The organism is Bacillus sp. REN16, assembly GCF_020731355.1.
Lineage (GTDB): Bacteria > Bacillota > Bacilli > Bacillales > Bacillaceae_L > Ferdinandcohnia.
In genome coordinates this window covers 309,900-327,744 of the sequence record NZ_JAJFZK010000003.1, presented here as the reverse complement: position 1 = coordinate 327,744, position 17,845 = coordinate 309,900, and the positions used below count along the sequence as shown (strand labels likewise).

The 17,845-nt window shown below is 40.4% G+C and carries 14 protein-coding genes; 11 read left to right on the top strand and 3 right to left on the bottom strand.

Annotated elements, in window-relative coordinates:
- Positions 1-251: 251 nt before the first annotated feature.
- Positions 252-1,970: an ABC transporter ATP-binding protein gene (locus LKW28_RS05435; protein WP_229139328.1), complete on the top strand. Its 1,719-nt coding sequence runs from the start codon at positions 252-254 to the stop codon at positions 1,968-1,970.
- A gap of 39 nt (positions 1,971-2,009) precedes the next feature.
- Here LKW28_RS05435 and LKW28_RS05430 read toward each other — a convergent pair whose 3' ends face one another.
- A complete protein-coding gene (locus tag LKW28_RS05430) occupies positions 2,010-3,674 on the bottom strand; it encodes a glutamine--tRNA ligase/YqeY domain fusion protein (RefSeq protein ID WP_267497881.1) in 1,665 nt (554 codons plus the stop codon).
- Between the two features lie 203 nt (positions 3,675-3,877).
- On the opposite strand from LKW28_RS05430, the gene LKW28_RS05425 reads away from it, so the two are divergent.
- From LKW28_RS05425 to LKW28_RS05410, 4 genes are all read left to right on the top strand, one after another.
- On the top strand, positions 3,878-4,621 hold the full coding sequence (locus LKW28_RS05425) for a threonine/serine exporter family protein (protein ID WP_229139326.1): 744 nt from the start codon (positions 3,878-3,880) through the stop codon (positions 4,619-4,621).
- A 17-nt stretch (positions 4,622-4,638) separates the two neighbouring features.
- Entirely contained in the window at positions 4,639-5,070 is a 432-nt protein-coding gene (locus tag LKW28_RS05420) for a threonine/serine exporter family protein (RefSeq protein ID WP_229139325.1), read from the top strand.
- Between the two features lie 205 nt (positions 5,071-5,275).
- A complete protein-coding gene (gene kynA / locus LKW28_RS05415) occupies positions 5,276-6,097 on the top strand; it encodes a tryptophan 2,3-dioxygenase (RefSeq protein ID WP_229139324.1) in 822 nt (273 codons plus the stop codon).
- Between the two features lie 16 nt (positions 6,098-6,113).
- A complete protein-coding gene (locus tag LKW28_RS05410; protein ID WP_229139323.1) occupies positions 6,114-6,602 on the top strand; it encodes a GNAT family N-acetyltransferase in 489 nt (162 codons plus the stop codon).
- A 27-nt stretch (positions 6,603-6,629) separates the two neighbouring features.
- Here LKW28_RS05410 and LKW28_RS05405 read toward each other — a convergent pair whose 3' ends face one another.
- Positions 6,630-7,466, bottom strand: coding sequence for a GNAT family N-acetyltransferase (locus tag LKW28_RS05405; protein ID WP_229139322.1), 837 nt, complete (start codon positions 7,464-7,466; stop codon positions 6,630-6,632).
- Positions 7,467-7,622: 156 nt separating this feature from the next.
- On the opposite strand from LKW28_RS05405, the gene LKW28_RS05400 reads away from it, so the two are divergent.
- From LKW28_RS05400 to LKW28_RS05385, 4 genes are all read left to right on the top strand, one after another.
- Positions 7,623-8,609 (top strand): LacI family DNA-binding transcriptional regulator, encoded by a 987-nt coding sequence (locus LKW28_RS05400; RefSeq protein WP_229139321.1) that lies wholly within the window; start codon positions 7,623-7,625, stop codon positions 8,607-8,609.
- Positions 8,610-8,738: 129 nt separating this feature from the next.
- Positions 8,739-10,133: a sucrose-specific PTS transporter subunit IIBC gene (locus tag LKW28_RS05395; protein ID WP_229139320.1), complete on the top strand. Its 1,395-nt coding sequence runs from the start codon at positions 8,739-8,741 to the stop codon at positions 10,131-10,133.
- A 114-nt stretch (positions 10,134-10,247) separates the two neighbouring features.
- Positions 10,248-11,687 (top strand): glycoside hydrolase family 32 protein, encoded by a 1,440-nt coding sequence (locus LKW28_RS05390; RefSeq protein WP_229139319.1) that lies wholly within the window; start codon positions 10,248-10,250, stop codon positions 11,685-11,687.
- A gap of 103 nt (positions 11,688-11,790) precedes the next feature.
- A complete protein-coding gene (locus LKW28_RS05385; RefSeq protein WP_229139318.1) occupies positions 11,791-12,741 on the top strand; it encodes an aminoimidazole riboside kinase in 951 nt (316 codons plus the stop codon).
- A 182-nt stretch (positions 12,742-12,923) separates the two neighbouring features.
- On the opposite strand, the gene LKW28_RS05380 is transcribed toward LKW28_RS05385, so the two are convergent.
- Positions 12,924-14,297 (bottom strand): dipeptidase, encoded by a 1,374-nt coding sequence (locus LKW28_RS05380; RefSeq protein ID WP_229139317.1) that lies wholly within the window; start codon positions 14,295-14,297, stop codon positions 12,924-12,926.
- A 353-nt stretch (positions 14,298-14,650) separates the two neighbouring features.
- Between LKW28_RS05380 and LKW28_RS05375 the strand changes: the two genes are divergently transcribed.
- Together LKW28_RS05375 and LKW28_RS05370 are read left to right on the top strand one after the other, a co-directional pair.
- Positions 14,651-16,417: a SpoIID/LytB domain-containing protein gene (locus LKW28_RS05375; protein WP_229139316.1), complete on the top strand. Its 1,767-nt coding sequence runs from the start codon at positions 14,651-14,653 to the stop codon at positions 16,415-16,417.
- Between the two features lie 203 nt (positions 16,418-16,620).
- Positions 16,621-17,790 carry an anhydro-N-acetylmuramic acid kinase gene (locus LKW28_RS05370; protein WP_229139315.1) on the top strand — a complete coding sequence of 390 codons (1,170 nt, stop codon included), beginning with the start codon at positions 16,621-16,623 and terminating at the stop codon, positions 17,788-17,790.
- Positions 17,791-17,845: the final 55 nt, after the last annotated feature.

Sequence of the window (17,845 nt, the reverse complement as noted above, 5' to 3'; positions counted from 1 at the left end):
TTCCTATATTCTATTCAGATACTGGGAGGACGTTCATGTGGGGGTTGGGCTGGTCTTGGGTGGCCGGGAAAAGGTGCTGGTCATGTACCGCAAGAGAGTACAGGGTATGAAATAGAATCTAGTGAGAATTTCATGATACATGAATAGGGGACACTTAAAAACAAACTATTTCGCGAGGCAAAATAATTTGTCAAATTCAGGTGATACAGCTTATAATTCCAAATAGGTAGATGTCATAAGGAGAGAGTAGAATGATTCAACGATTTTTTACATATTACAAGCCACATCGAAGGTTGTTCATAATTGATTTCAGCTGTGCGGTAATTGTAGCGCTTTTAGAGCTTTTCTTTCCGCTTGCGGTACAAAAGTTCATTGATGATCTCTTGCCAACCAATAACTGGTCCGCAATCGTTTGGGTGAGTATTGGATTGTTAGTCTTATATGTTGTCAGTTCAGGCCTGCAATTTATCGTTGGCTATTGGGGACATAAGCTTGGAATCAATATTGAGACCGATATGAGGCAGGAGTTGTTTCAGCATGTCCAACGACAATCATTTCGCTTTTTTGATAACACAAAAACGGGTCATGTAATGAGCAGGATAACGAATGACTTGTTTGATATCGGGGAGCTTGCCCACCATGGTCCTGAAGATTTATTCATTGCGATTATGACCTTTGTCGGGGCATTTTGGATTATGCTAACAATCAATGTGAAGCTCGCGTTAATTGCGATCATTGTTGTGCCATTTTTAATTTGGCTCATTGCTTTTTCAAATGTTCGTATGAACCGTGCCTGGAAGGCGATGTACAGCAACATTGCCGATGTCAATGCAAGGGTCGAGGACAGTGTGGCAGGGGCACGAGTGGTACAATCCTTCACAAATGAAGAATTCGAGATTTCCAGATTCAAGGTGGATAATCGCAAGTTTCGTCGCTCTAAGCTAGGTGCCTACAAGGTAATGGGATCAACATCCGCTGGGATTTACCTAATGACACGTTTGTTTGTGCTAATCGTTCTAGTTGTCGGAGCATGGCTAAGTTTTAACGACCAGCTGACGTACGGGGAACTAGTCGGATTTGTTCTTTACGTTAATGTTCTTTTTAAGCCAATTGATAAAATCAGTGCATTATTGGAGTTATATCCTAAGGGAATGGCAGGATTCAAACGTTTTACAGAGCTGCTCGATATGGAGCCAGAGGTGGAGGATATGAAGGATGCGGTGATAGTCCCGTATCTCCGTGGCGATATTGCATTTGACGATGTCACATTTGGTTATGATGAGAAGCAGGGTCCTGTTTTAAAGAATATTAATTTAAAGGTTCATGCAGGTGAAACAGTCGCATTTGTCGGACCATCTGGAGCGGGTAAAACGACGATTTGTTCATTAATTCCGCGTTTCTATGATGTAGATGCTGGTGCCATTTCAATTGATGGAATGGACATTCGAAAAATGACAAAGCATTCGTTACGTTCCCAAATTGGAATCGTGCAGCAGGATGTGTTCCTTTTTACAGGAACCCTTCGTGAAAATATTGCGTACGGGCTGTTAGGAGCAACAGATGATCAAATCGAGGAAGCCGCAAAGCGTGCCCATCTAGAGGAGTTCATTGCCGGACTTCCAGATGGCTATGAAACACAGGTTGGAGAAAGAGGGCTTAAGCTTTCAGGTGGTCAGAAGCAACGTATTGCGATTGCCCGGATGTTCCTGAAAAACCCGCCAATTTTAATTTTAGATGAAGCGACCTCAGCTTTAGATACCGAAACGGAACAAATCATTCAAAAAGCATTGACAGAGCTCGCCAAAAATCGCACTACACTTGTGATTGCGCATCGTTTAGCAACCATCCGGAATGCAGACCGTATTGTAGTGGTAACGGAGGATGGTATTGCCGAGCAAGGCGGACATGATGAACTGCTTGAAAAAGGCGGGATCTTCGCGAATCTGCATCAGGTTCAATATCAGTCCTAATATAAAAAAACTCGTGCCGATTATAAGGCACGAGTTTTTTTATAATTTGAATGAACTTTTCAAGGAAACAATTCGGTTAAAGACAAGATGGTCTTCTGTTGTGAGTTTAGGATCTACATTAAAGTAACCATGTCTAAAGAATTGGAACTTATCCTGTGGTTTTACATCCTTCATGTTTGGCTCAACGAATCCACTTAATATCTCAAGAGAGTTTGGATTAACATGATCAAGGAATGTTTTATCCTCTTCTTCCTCTTTTTCTTCTTCATCCAAAATAAGTGGCTCATAAAGACGGAATTCTGCAGGAACTGCTTGTGTAGCCTCAACCCAATGAATCGTACCTTTTACCTTACGGCCGGTAAATCCAGTACCACTCTTTGTTTCGGGGTCGTACGTACAACGAAGTTCGACTACATTGCCATCCTCATCTTTGATGACTTCTTCACATTTGATGAAGTATGCATGCTTTAGACGCACTTCATTACCAGGGAAGAGACGGAAATATTTTTTCGGAGGATCTTCCATGAAATCCTCTTGTTCGATATAAATTTCACGTGAAAACGGAATTTGTCTGATTCCCATTTCTGGATTTTCAGGATTAATTTCCGCATCAAGCATTTCAACTTGACCTTCTGGATAGTTCGTAATCACGACTTTAAGTGGATTGATGATTCCCATTGTACGTGGTGCTTTTAGCTTCAAATCCTCACGAACGAAATGCTCTAGCATTTGTGTATCAACCGTTCCGTTGTTTTTCGCAACCCCTAGTTCGCGACAGAAGGTGCGGATTGCTTCAGGTGTATACCCTTTTCGTCTTAATCCTGAAATGGTTGGCATACGAGGGTCGTCCCATCCGTCCACAAAGTTTTCCTCAACAAGCTGTTTCAGCTTTCGTTTACTCATAACAGTATTTGTTAAATTGATGCGGCCAAATTCAATTTGCTGTGGTGTATTTTCCATTTCACAATGCTCAACAACCCAATTGTAAAAAGGACGTTGATCCTCAAACTCAATCGTACAAATGGAATGGGTTACCCCTTCAATTGCATCTTCGACAGGGTGAGCAAAGGCGTACAATGGATAGATGCACCATTTATCACCGGTATTATGATGAGTGGTATGTGAAATTCGGTAAATAACAGGGTCACGTAAATTAATATTTGGCGACTTCATATCAATTTTTGCACGTAATACCTTTTCACCATTTTCGTACTTGCCGGCACGCATGTTTTCAAATAACTCAAGGTTTTCCTCAATCGAACGGTCACGATATGGACTTTCTTTACCTGGCTCTGTTAAGGTTCCGCGGTATTCACGGATTTCATCTGCACTTAAATCATCCACATACGCAAGACCTTTTTTAATTAATAAAACAGCACGGTTGTACATTTCCTCAAAATAATCCGAAGCAAAGAAGAGTCCGTCCCAATCATACCCAAGCCATTTTACATCCTCTTTAATCGAGTTCACAAATTCAATATCCTCTTTTAAAGGGTTCGTATCATCGAAGCGCAGGTTTGTTTTACCCTTGAATTCATCTGCTAAGTCGAAATTCAATACGATTGATTTTGCGTGTCCGATATGTAAGTATCCATTTGGTTCAGGCGGGAAGCGCGTAATGACATGATCGCGTTTACCTGTTTCTAAATCGTCGATTATGATATTTCTAATAAAATTTGAAACGTTATTATTTTCCACGGCCATAACCTCTTTCGTTATCCTGTACTGAAACTCAAAAAATCACGTTGATTCATGTCTTTTTGAAAGGTACTATAATGGATGAATATATCATAAATCCAGAATAATTTCCATTATTCCCATGTTTGCCGAAGTTTAAGTTGATTATTAGACTGTCTTTCATATAAGCTTTACTGTATGTGAATTTTTTAACCATGGAGCGGTGTATTATGGAAAAAAAGAGTGAAATTGTCGAGATTTGTTTGTTAGCGGGTAAAATTATGCTGGAAAGCGGGGCCGAGACATATCGTGTAGAGGATACGATGAACCGGATGGCCGCCGCATATGGGATTTTCACGTCCCATAGCTATGTCACGCCCACGGCGATTATGTTTTCAACAAATGGGACTGAACCTACAAATTTAATACGAATCAATGAGCGATCCACTGATTTAGAAAAAGTAACCCTTGTAAATGGCATTTCACGCAAAATTAGCAGCGGAGATTTAACGCTTCAAGCGGCAAAAGCTGAGCTAGATGAGCTTTCAAAAAAGAATCTATCATATCCCATCTGGATTCAGATTCTTGCAGCAGCCCTTGCTAGTGGCTGTTTTACAATCATGTTTCTTGGGACATGGACGGACTTTTTACCAGCGTGTATTGCTGGAGGGGTGGGATTTGCCTTTTTTATCTACCTTCACCGGTTGGTTCGAATCAAATTCTTTGCGGAGTTTTTAGCTTCCTTTTTAATTGGAATGATCGCCTATCTCTTTATCATTACAGGGGTTGGGGCTGAGCTTGATAAAATTATAATCGGCTCTGTGATGCCGCTTGTCCCTGGTTTGGTGATTACAAATGCAGTTCGTGATTTGATTGCAGGACATCTCGTGTCAGGAATTTCAAAGGGGGCAGAAGCGTTTTTAACAGCTTTTGCAATCGGAACGGGAGTAGCTGTGGTCCTTGCTATTTTTTAAGTTGAAAGGAGTTTACAATGCTTGCTCATTTGATTACAAGCTTAATTGCTTCAAGCACATTTGGCATCATCTTCAATGTTCCAAAAAAGTCACTTTTAAAATGTGGATTAGTTGGAATGATCGGGTGGATGTTATATATCTATTTATTCCTGGAGGGGGTTGATGCTGTTTATGCGACACTTGCAGCCTCCGTTTTGGTTGCGATTATCAGCCATATTTTTGCGAAAGTGTATAAAAACCCAGTCATTATCTACAGTATCGTCGGAATCATCCCGTTGGTGCCAGGTGGAATCTCATATGATGCGATGAGGAAATTTGTTGAAAATGACTATTCAACTGCATTACCACTTGCGGCAAGGGCTTTTATGATCTCTGGTGCCATTGCGTTCGGGCTCGTGATATCTGAGGTATTAAATCAGTTGATTATCAGAAGGAAAAAAAGAGTTTAACAGTAAGTTTCCGAAAACTGGCCTCCAGGAGGCTTTTTATTTTGGCTCAATTGGAATTTAGCAATTATCCTTATCGAAAATTCATGAAAGATAAAGGATTTTTTGCATATCCATAGAAAATAAGAAGTAGTACATAAACACCAACTTTCATTTTCGAAAGGAGACGTGTATGNACACCAACTTTCATTTTCGAAAGGAGACGTGTATGACCAAAAGCGACGGCATTTATGATGATTTGTCAAAGGACATGACATATGGTGATTATCTTCGGTTGGATACATTGCTTTCAAGCCAGCAACGACTTTCTGAGCATCATGACGAGATGCTGTTTATCATCATTCATCAAACAAGCGAGCTTTGGATGAAGCTCATTTTACATGAGGTCAATGCTGCCAAAGTGTCTATCTTAAAGAATGATCTTGAACCTGCTTTTAAAATGCTATCGAGGGTCTCCCGAATTCAGCAGCAATTGATTCAATCCTGGGATGTCCTTTCAACACTGACACCTTCTGAATATATGGAATTTAGAGGTAAGCTCGGAAAATCATCGGGCTTTCAATCCTATCAAAATCGGTTAATCGAATTTGCTCTGGGGCATAAAAAGCCAAACGTTCTTGGTGTCTACAAGCATCAACCTGATGTTTACAAACAGGTTGATACTGCACTTAAAGAAAAAAGTATCTATGATGCTTCTATTCTAGCCCTTTCAAAGAGAGGATTCAAAATTGATAATTCGTGCCTTGAGCGGGATTGGACCCGGGATTATAAAGCCAACGAAAGTGTCGAACAGGCATGGTTAGAAGTCTATCAAAATATCGCAAAGTATTGGGATCTGTATGAGCTGGCGGAGAAGCTGGTTGATATTGAATCCCACCAACAGAAATGGCGCTATAATCACATGATTACCGTCGAAAGAATTATCGGGCATAAGAGGGGGACAGGTGGCTCTGCCGGAGTTGAGTATTTGAAGCAGGTCATTAACCATCGTTTTTTCCCTGAACTGTGGGGTATCCGGACGAAATTATAGAGGAGTCTAGCTTATAATGGACATTCAAATTCAAGCTGTTTCAAAAGAGGAAGAAGAAGTTTTGCATAATCTCATGCAGTTTTATATTTACGAATTTACCAAGTATATGAGCAGTATAAGGATAGATGAAAATGGCTGTTTTGGAAGGTTTGATCTTGATGCCTATTGGAAGGATCGCAGCCATCATGCCTATTTTGTAAGAGTGGATGGTTTGCTTGCAGGCTTTGTATTAATGCAAAGCCAAACGGAGGAGGAGCCTAATTCGATCGAAGAATTTTTTATCATGAGGGGCCATGAGGGTAAAGGAATCGGGTCAAAAGTTGCTGAGCAAATCTTTTCTATGTTTCCTGGAAGGTGGTATGTGTGTCAGTCTGAAAAGAATGAGAGAGCACGTGCGTTTTGGAGAAACATCATTTCAAAGAGTACAGGAGGAAACTTTGCGGAACGATTTGACGAAAGAAACCGTTCCATACAGGAGTTTGTTATATATGAGAGATCGGTTTAAAAAGGAGCTCGTCATTAGGCGAACTCCTTATTTTAGGATAAACTCATCAAAAGGTAAGTAATAAACCGGATAATTCTCGAGCTGTTCAAAGCCCATTTTTCTTGCAATTACAATGGAATCTTTGCGAAAGGACTCTGTTGTCCAATGTGGGTTCCCGCCTCGACTTAAACATTCTTTGATAAAGGCTCTAGCCATTGCGGATGCAAGTCCTTTTCCCCGGTGGCTTGGATCATAAGTGTTAATTCCAATCTCGTATTCATTTTTCGATACAAAGACAGACAGACATGTTCCGATCACAGATGAACCCTGAACAGCTGCATATCCAAAGCCTTTTTGAAAAAATGAATCCAGGGATTCACCCCAAAACTTCATGATTTCATTTTTAATGACGTTGCTTTCATCCGATTCAATGAGTACTTGGTCAATCAATTTTATTTCATAGCCCTCAGGAATTTCCTTCGAACTATTCGGATTAAACCAATCTCTATGAAAAACAAAAGGGACACGTTCTCCTTTAAAGAGGGTAACTCGGGTAAAAATGGATTCGATCGTTCCATTCCATTCATGGTTTGGGTAAACTTCCAGATTTAATGTATCTTCCTCAGGGAGTGCCTCGTCGCGTATCACAGATGCAATATATTCCTCAAGCTCAAAATTAAACTTTTGATTATCAACCCTCCCGCAAAGATAGAACATCTCATTTTTCGCCCAAATAAAAGCTGTTTCGGGTTGGTTCCGATTGTCCACATAAATCTCCCCTGGATTGTTCCCATCGATCACACCATTTAATACTGGATGGTTCTCTAATCCTGGAATAAGTGGTTTTACTAGATTAAATTGAATCTGTATAAGCTTCTCGATCAATATCCCCACGACCTTTTCCTGATTCAAAAGTTTAATGTATACAAACCTATTATAATGGAACCCAACACCCTAGCAGAACAAATATTTAAAAATTCCTTTAGTCTTTGCAGGAATTGTGTAAAATAAAGAGGAATGAAATGTACGGGAGGAAATGTCATGGTGACGATGAAGGAAATTGCGAGATTGGCAAATGTGTCGAGTGCGACTGTTTCGCGTGTGCTGAACAATTCAGGTTATGTAAGTGATGACGTTCGCAAACGGATTTTAAAAATCATTAATGAAACAGGCTATATTCCAAGTGAGCACGCAAAAGCGTTGCGGACCAAGCAATCCAATGTCATTGGTGTCATTTTACCGAAGCTTAGCACTGAAACAGCAAGCAGGATTGTCAATGGAATCAGCGAAGAACTCGCAAAACATGGATATCAGATTTTACTGACTAATACAAACCTTGATCCAGAAAAAGAAATTGAGTATGTAAAGCTTTTAAAAAGTAAACAGGTAGATGGGATTATTCTTCTTGCGACCAATCGGGGCGAGGACCTGTTAAATGAAATTAAAAAACTGCGAATTCCGTTTGTCGCGACTGGTCAAGAGATGGAAGGAATACCTTCTGTTATCAACAATAATTTTCAAGCCGCAAAGGATATCACCAATCTGTTAATTGAAAAAGGCCATCGTAACATTGCCTTTATCGGAGTAGACGAGGTGGATTATGAGGTTGGATACAAGCGAAAAGCTGGGTACTTAGCAGCGCTGGAGGAAAACCAACTGCCAGTTTTCCACAAATGGATTGGAAAAGCAGATTTTTCCATTGAATCGGGTTATGCGACTGCAAAGCAGATTTTTAGTGTTTCTTCCGAAAGCCCAACTGCTATTGTTGCTGTTACAGATCGTTTGGCGATTGGGGCAATGGAATATCTGAAGGAACAGGGTCTGGAGGTTCCAAGTGATGTTGCCTTAGCCGGAATGGGTGCTTCTGTTTTATCAAAATATGTCGTTCCGAAACTAACGACTGTTGACTTGCTTAGTGAACATACAGGTGCTGAGGCAGCAAAGACATTGTTAGGAATCTTACAGGAAGGGATTTCCTTAGAAAAAAAACAAATCGAATATAGACTAATAATTAGAGATAGTATATAATCAGTTTTGTGATGGATGTGTAATCGATTACACACACTCCGTCTTTATTTTTTATTCAATGTGTAATCGATTACCTATGTATATGTAATCGGTACCATACAGACACTATATTTATAGGGGTGAAAGTAAATGTCAGAAAATCGTCGAATTGCTGAAGAAATTATCGAGGCAGTTGGTGGTAAAGAAAATATTCTTTCTGCTGCACACTGTGCAACAAGATTACGAATTATGGTTCAGGACAAAGAAAAAATCAATCAAGATAAGGTTGAAAATGTAGATAAGGTGAAAGGTGCCTTCTTTAACTCAGGTCAATTTCAGGTCATCCTGGGTACAGGAACAGTAAACAGAATTTATGAAGAGGTTGAAAAAATAGGGATTGAAACATCGACAAAAGCGGATCAGTCTAAGGAAGCAGCGAAAAGCGGAAATGTCTTGCAACGTGCCATTCGTTCATTCGGTGACGTGTTCGTCCCAATCATTCCAGCCCTAGTTGCAACAGGTCTTTTCATGGGTGTACGCGGATTGGTGATGCAGGAGCAGATTCTTGCGTGGTTTGGCTTGACACCCGCAGATATTTCACAAAACTTCATTTTATTCACACAAATATTAACAGATACAGCCTTTATTTTCTTACCGGCTCTAGTGGCATGGTCAACATTCCGTGTATTTGGCGGTAACCCTACGATCGGGCTTGTGCTCGGATTAATGCTTGTTAGCCCATCCTTGCCAAACGCATGGGGAGTTGCAGGCGGTGATGTGGATCCAATTAAATTCTTTGGATTCATTCCTGTGGTCGGTTATCAGGGTTCTGTTATTCCAGCATTTATCACTGGTATAGTTGGTGCAAAGCTTGAAAAATGGATTCGTAAACGCGTTCCAGAAGCACTGGATTTAATTGTTACTCCATTTTTAACACTACTCATTATGATTGCCTTAGCTCTTTTTGCAATCGGACCAGTGTTCCACACAGTTGAAAATATCATTTTAGATGCAACAGTGGCAGTTCTTGAGTGGCCATTCGGGTTAGCAGGATTAATTATTGGATTCCTTAACCAAATTATTGTGGTTACAGGTGTTCACCACGTCTTTAACCTTTTAGAAATTCAGCTTCTTGAGAAATTTGGCTTTAACCCATATAACGCAATTGTCACATGTGCGACCGCGGCACAGGGTGGAGCAGCTTTAGCAGTAGGTTTAAAAACAAAGTCAATCAAATTAAAAGCTTTGGCACTGCCATCTACACTATCAGCGTTTTTAGGTATCACAGAGCCTGCAATTTTCGGGGTTAACCTTCGTTATGTGAAACCATTTATCATGGGACTTATCGGTGGCGGCGTCGGAGGCTTCTTAGCTTCAATCCTTGGTCTTAAGGCAACAGGCATGGCAATCACCGTCATTCCAGGAACATTGCTTTATTTAAACGGACAAATTTTACTCTATATCCTCGTGAACGCAGTAGCCATTGCGGTTGCTTTCGTTCTTACATGGATGTTCGGGTACTCAGATAAAATGCAAGAGAAATAAGAATTGTTCAAGGTGCCCGTAAATCGGTCTATGACTTTCGAGTCGATGGCTTCTTGAACTAGACAAAAACAGAAGGCAAGTAATCACTTGCCTTCTTTACGTAAGGAGTTCATCATGAATCAGCAGGAATTAATCGTAAAAGCAAATCAGGAAGTAGCACGAAATAAGGAGAAGGTCGAAAACGATCCTTACCGCTTGAGATTTCACATAATGCCACCGGTTGGTTTGTTAAATGATCCAAATGGTTTTATTCAGTATAAGGGTATTTACCATCTGTTTTACCAATGGAATCCCTTTGAAACGGCACACGGCTCGAAATTTTGGGGGCATTATATGTCAAAAGATCTTGTCAATTGGGAACACCAGCCGATTGCGCTTGCACCAAGCGAGTGGTTTGAGAAAAATGGTTGTTATTCAGGAAGTGCGATTGAGCATGACGGAAAAATGATCTTATTTTATACCGGGAATGTAAAGGGTGAAAAGGGGGAACGTGAGACTTATCAGTGTATGGCAGTCTCAAACGATGGTTTAACTTTTGAGAAAAAGGGACCAGTCATCCATCTTCCAGATGGCTATACAGCACATTTTCGTGACCCAAAGGTTTGGGAAAAAGATGACACTTGGTTTATGGTGCTCGGTGCGCAAGATCTCCATGAACAAGGGAAGGTTGTTCTTTATTCCTCTCAGAACATAACAGATTGGGAATTTCACGGTGCAATAACAGGTTCAGAAATGAACGGATTAGGCCCATTTGGCTATATGTGGGAGTGTCCTGATTTATTCGAATTAGACGGAAAAGAGGTTTTACTCGTTTCGCCTCAGGGGCTTGAGCCGGAGGGTGATTTGTATCATAATTTATTCCAAGCGGGCTATTTTGTGGGTGAGTTCGATTATGAAACTCAAACTTACAGTCATGGCGATTTTACGGAACTCGATCGGGGCTTTGATTTCTATGCCCCACAAACTACCATTGATGAAAAAGGAAGACGACTTCTTTTTGCATGGATGGGAATTACGGATGACAATGAACAGTATCAGCCAACCATTGATAACGGCTGGATTCACGCAATGACATTGCCACGAGTTCTTTCACTTAAAGGTGGAAAAGTTGTTCAACAGCCTGTCGAGGAACTTAAGAAATTACGGAAAAATGAAATTTCGTACGAAAATGTTCAGGTTAATACAGAAATTCTTAATCTTGATAATATACAAGGAACATCAATGGAAATACTCATGGACGGAATTTCGTATCAGACTGATTCCTTTGAGATCACATTCAGAGGGGCTGCAAGCTTCTTTTATTCTGCAAAAGAAAATAAAATGAGCCTTCATCGAAAGAACTTTAAAGATGGGCTTATAGAATCGCGACATTGTCAAATGCATGGAATTAAGAAGCTGCACGTGTTTTTGGATACTTCCTCAATTGAGATATTTGTGAACGATGGAGAGGAAGTTTTTACAGCGCGATTTTTTCCAAGTTCGAATAATGAATCCGTTTCTTTTATTTCGGAAGGCAATCTTCAATTTAATATGAAGAAATGGAATTTAGGTTGAGGTCATGATCAGCATAAAGAGTCCCAAGCGTGTACCGTAAGAGTGATCTCACGGTACATTTCTGAAAAAAGCAGTCTTATTAATAACGAAAGGAAGTGAAACGATGAAACAGGGAGTTATCTGTTTAGGTGAAGGATTAATTGATTTCATTCCACTTGACGAAGAAAATATGCAATTTTTAAAAAGCCCTGGGGGAGCGCCGGCAAATGTAGCAGTTGGAGCAGCAAGGCTTGGTGTGAAGTCCTCTTTCATAGGTAAGGTTGGGGACGATGTTCTGGGCAACTTTTTAAAACAGACCTTAGGGAACTATAATGTTCAAACGGAAGCAATGTATCTTTCAAAGGAAGTACGTACAGGGCTAACGTTCGTGACACTTGGCGATGGCGGTGAGCGGGAGTTTTCATTTTACATTGAAAAAAGCGCGGATCGCTTTTTAACGCCTGAAGAGATTCCAGCATCACTTTTTGATGAGCACAATGTGTTCCACTTTGGTTCAATTTCATTAATTGATGACCCAGCAGAATCCGCGACGAAAAAGGCACTTCAATTAGCAAAGGAAAAAGGTTTAGTTGTTTCATATGATCCGAATTTACGGCCAATGCTATGGAAAAGTCTAGACATCGCGAAACAGAAAATCACATCCATGCTAAGTGAGGCGGATGTCGTTAAATTATCAGAGGTAGAATTAGAGTTCATTACGGGTGAAACGGACATTAACCGCGGTGTTGAAAAACTAGCAGAATACAAGATTCCGCTCCTATTCATCACACTTGGCAAGGACGGCGTGCATGCATTCTACAAGGGTGAGTCCATTTTTGTGAAAGCAAGAAAGGTAAAAAGCGTGGATACGACAGGTGCGGGAGATGCCTTTGTGTCCGGATTGTTGTACCAGTTCAGTGAACGAGATACACAAATTACAGACTATACACTTGATGAAATCAAAGAAATTACTACATTTGCAAGTGTTTCTGGTGCGCTGGCCGTCTCGCAGAAAGGCGCCATGAGCGCATTGCCGACAATTGAACAGGTTCGGGCATTTTTAGCTGAAAAATAAGTGGGACAATCGTTGGATTGCGCTTTATTTCTCGGAATTGCGTTTTATTCTTGAGATATGCGCTTTAGTTTGTGATAATTGCGCTTTAATCTCGGGAATTGCGCTTTAGTTAATGATAATTGCGCGATAGGGTGCCCTATAACAAAAAAGGTGGATCCCCAAGCGGGAATCCACCTTTCCTTTTACAACGACTTTTCCAATTCAAACCAATATGTACAAAGCGTTTCCAAGCCTTTATCGAAATTCTCAAGGTGGAAATGCTCGTTAGGTGCGTGGAAGTTTTCAGTCGGAAGTCCAAAGCCCATCAACACAATTGGAGCATGAAGAACTTCATCTAAGGTCGCAATAATCGGCAATGATCCACCTCCGCGAGTAAATGATGTTGGCACCTTGTACACTTCTTCATATGCGCGACCTGCTGCTTGAATCGCTGGATGGTCAAATGGTGTCACATATGGTGCACCTTTGTCAAAAATCTGAAGGCTAACGTCAACGCCAGTTGGTTTGTTTTTCTCAATATGCTGTTTTAACTGTTCAACAATCACATCAGGATCCTGGTTTGGTACAAGGCGACATGTGATTTTTGCATGAGCCTCTGAAGGGATAACTGTCTTAATCCCATCACCCTGGAACCCGCCATAAATCCCGTTAATATCAAGAGTCGGACGGACCCATGTTCGTTCAAGATAGCTAAATCCTTTTTCTCCATAAAGAGCGGGAACGCCAAGCTCTTGACGTTGTTTTTCCTCATCGAAGTTTAATGCCTCATAAGCCTGTTTTTCTTCATCCTTTAATGGAAGTACATCATCATAGAACCCTTCAACGGTTACTTTGCCGTCTTCGCTATGGAAGGAGTCCAATAATTGAACAAGTGCATTGATTGGATTATGTACACCGCCACCGTAAAGCCCAGAATGTAAGTCACTGTTTGATCCTTTTACATCAATTTGAAGACCTGCAAGTCCGCGTACACCATAGCAAATTGTAGGTTTTCCGCGTTCATTCATGCTTGTATCAGAAATTACAATGACATCAGCAGCAAGCAGCTCTTTATTTTCCTTAACAAAAGCAGGGAGGTTCGGGCTTCCAACTTCTTCTTCGCCTTCAATACAGAATTTGAAATTAAGCGGTAAGGTCCCTTCTGTCTTAAAAATGGCTTCCAATGCCTTTACATGCATAAAGGTTTGACCTTTGTCATCACTTGCTCCGCGGGCGAAAATTTTATCGTCACGAACTTCAGGTTCGAACGGAGGGCTGTCCCATAAATGAAGGGGATCAACTGGTTGGACATCATAATGCCCATAAATTAAGACTGTTGGCTTACCCTCTGCATGAAGCCAGTCCCCATAAACAACGGGATGGCCTTTAGTAGGATGAATGCTGACATTTTCCATGCCGATTTTACGGAGTGCTTCAGCTACCCATTCCGCAGTCTGCGTTACATCTCCTTTATGGTCGGGTAATGCACTAATGCTTGGGATTTTAAGAAATTCAAAGAGTTCTTGTAGATGAGATTCTTTATTTTCAGTTAAGTAGTTTTGAATATTTTGATTCAAAGTATGTTCCTCCTTATGTTGAATACACTATTTATTTCTATATTAATCGAAAAAATCCTTTATTAAAACCTTCCGACGCTTTGCAAGATCTGCTGCAATAACAATCATCCTTTCTTGTATTCCCAAAAGGGTAGATTTTATGTTCAAATCTTTTGTCCAAACATACTAGTATTGCCTTTTTCTTAACGAATCATGAAACGGGATTATAAAATTTTATTTTAAAAAATAGTAAAAAAGTATGAAGGGATATTTTGTTAGCCTAAAGAAATAAAGAATAGAGCAAAACTAGCAATTTTTTCAATTTACTAAGAAAACTTGCTGGTAATAAAAACACTATGGGAGTGGGGGATATTTTGCTGATTAGAATGGGACGTAATTTTGTAAGCGCTTTGGCAATGATTGTTCTTATTACTGGCCTTTTTTCACAAGGGGGACAGGCATCTGCTGCGAAGGATAACCGGTCATGGGTTGAATACAATGAAAAAATTATGGCGAAGGATAACGAAAATGGAACTTTGGAACTAGAGCTTCAGGGCACTATAAAACTTGCAAAGAATTACAAGGTCACCCAAAGAGGGGAAAACAGAGTGTACCAAAAATCTCTAGCTGATGTAAGAGTTGGTGCGGAAAATGTCACGGTTCGAGTTAATCACAAAAATGAAATTACGAAAGTTTTTATTGATGGTCCAACCCCGATTGAAACAATGCGGGTGGGGATAATGACAACGGGCTTTGCAGCTGTTGATCACGATACGATTGTACTAAGCTCTCAAGCTGGACTTGAAATCATTGATAAAGTTGCAGAAAAAACATTTACGGCTGGGGAGAAAGTTACTTTTTCATCATCTTCAAATGAAATCATTGTAACCAACGCTTCGGGTGAGGCGTTGTATACGACGCCAAACAGACTTTATGCATTTACTGATGAGGGTAGCAAAATTAAAGTCGAAAATATCACAAGGGCGAGTGGAGACTCGTCTTACCGTGGGTTTTTTGAAATTACGACATCTTCAACAGGAGACAAACTAAATTTAATTAATGAGGTTGATATGGAGCATTATCTATATCAGGTGGTTCCAAGTGAAATGCCAGCTTCCTTCGGCTTAAATGCACTAAAAGCACAGGCCGTAGCGGCTAGAACCTATGCATTAGGTGACTACTTAAGTGACCGTTTTGCTAAAGAAGGATTCTTTGTATTGGATAGTGTTATGAGTCAGGTGTATAACAATACCCCTGAAAATGCTATCACAACACAAGCTGTGAATCAAACAGCGGGAATCATCATGATAGGACAAGATGCTAGTTTAGTAGATGCAAGATATTATTCAACCTCAGGGGGCTATGGAGCGTCGAAGCACCAAGTATGGGCTGAAGGGGATGGCACATTCCCAAGCAACGTAGTACCATACTTAATTGCATTAAGTCATACGTTTGATCCAAATGATCCTAGTAAAATGCTAGAAATTGATACACAAAGTGAAGAGGAAATTCTTGAATTCTATAAAACATTATCTCATACAGGCTATGATGGAAATTCTCCATGGTTCAGATGGAAGGTGGGCCTATCAAAGGAGGAATTAGAGAATACAATCAATGCGAACCTTGCAGGTAGACAAGCCGCTGACCCTAAATTTGTGTTAAATCAAAATGAAGCCGGAGAGTTTGTAAGCCAGCCAATCCCTACTGAAGGTATTGGGGAGTTCGTTGATATGTACGTTGCGAAACGTGGTGATGGTGGAAACATTATGGAGCTTGTCATTGAAGGCACAACAGGAACATACAAAATCATAAAAGAATACAATATTCGTTTCACGATTAGGCCAAGTAATGCCTTTACACAAGGAGAAACGGTTGTTTTACACCGTGCTCCTGCAGGTAGCACAGAATACACAGGTACATTGGATAACTATACCATCTTGCCATCAGCTTTCTTTGGTTTTGAGTTTGATGAGGAGAATGGTGTTACTTTCTACGGGGGAGGAAATGGCCATGGTGTTGGTATGAGTCAATATGGTGCGTATTATCTCGGAACAACATTAGGGTATGGGTTTGAAAGAATTCTAACTTCCTATTATCCAAATATGTCATTACAGAAATCTTCCGTTTTAAACAAAGAATAAAATCCCGAAACTGCTGTTCAAAAAAAGGGCAGCAGTTTTGTTCTATATTTTACGTGAAATATTAATTTATCTACCGAAAAAAGTAATTAAAATTATATTTCTTCTATACCCACATAATAATGTATTAACTGTAGCTTTAGAACTATTTGGAAAATAGACCTTTTTAAAAAAGCATTGAACTTAAGATAAAAGGAGAGTTTGAAGTGGCTCAAAAGATAGTTGTGGGTTTAATGTCTGGAACATCACTTGATGGCATCGATGCTGCTGTTGTTAAGATTTCCGAAACCGATAATCAGGAAATCAAAATAAAATTAATTCGTTTTACAACACTTCCGTATTCAGAATCAATGAGGGAAAGAATTTTAGCATTGTGTGATCCAGACAGATCCCGGCTTGAGGATATTTCCTTATCAAATATGTTACTTGGCGAATTGTTTGCAAAAGCCACGAAAAAAGTCATTACGGAAGCGGGTCTTGAGATGAAGGACGTCGATCTAATTAGCTCGCACGGTCAAACGATTTTTCACCAGCCAGAAGGTAGACAGGTCGAAGGCTATAATCTTAGATCTACCCTACAAATTGGTGATATCGCAGTTATTGCGGAACGGACAGGTATCATGACAGTAGGAGACTTTCGAACACGTGATATGGCAGTTGGTGGCCAGGGTGCTCCGTTGGTTCCATATGCTGATGACCTATTATTTAGGGAGAATTCGAAAGGTAGAATCCTAGCTAATATTGGCGGAATTGCCAATCTAACCGTTTTACCTCCTGCCGAGAGTAATGAACAAGTGCACGCATTTGATACAGGTCCAGGGAATATGCTAATAGATGCTTTTACGACGTGGGCAACGAATGGGAAACAAACCTTTGATAAAAATGGGGAAATAGCTGCAAAGGGAAAAATCGATGAGAAATGGCTTGAAGAACTTTTAGATCATGACTATTATCGTTTACTAGCGCCAAAAAGTACTGGTCGGGAGCAGTTCGGACTTGATTATGCAAAAGACCTCTGGAATAAAAAAGCCGACTTGGCCCCAGAGGACAAGATTGCAACCATTACTGAACTAACAGCACGGACGATTGCAGACGAATGTAAGAGATTTGTAGATTCCTATAAAATCAATGAGGTTATTATTAGCGGTGGTGGCTGGTACAATCAAACACTGCGAAGGAAATTGCAGGCTCATCTGCCTCCATCCTACAAACTAGGTAGTACAGATGAATTAGGTATTCCAGCTGATGCCAAGGAGGCGATTGTTTTCGCTTTACTAGGATACCAATGCATTAACAAAAGACCTAATAATCTTCCATCAGCAACAGGAGCAAAATCTCCAGTAATTATGGGGAAAATCGCTCTAGCATATAAATGACGAAATTAGGAAGGGAGGCGAGAGCTACTTTTTAATGCTAATGCAGGGACTAGAA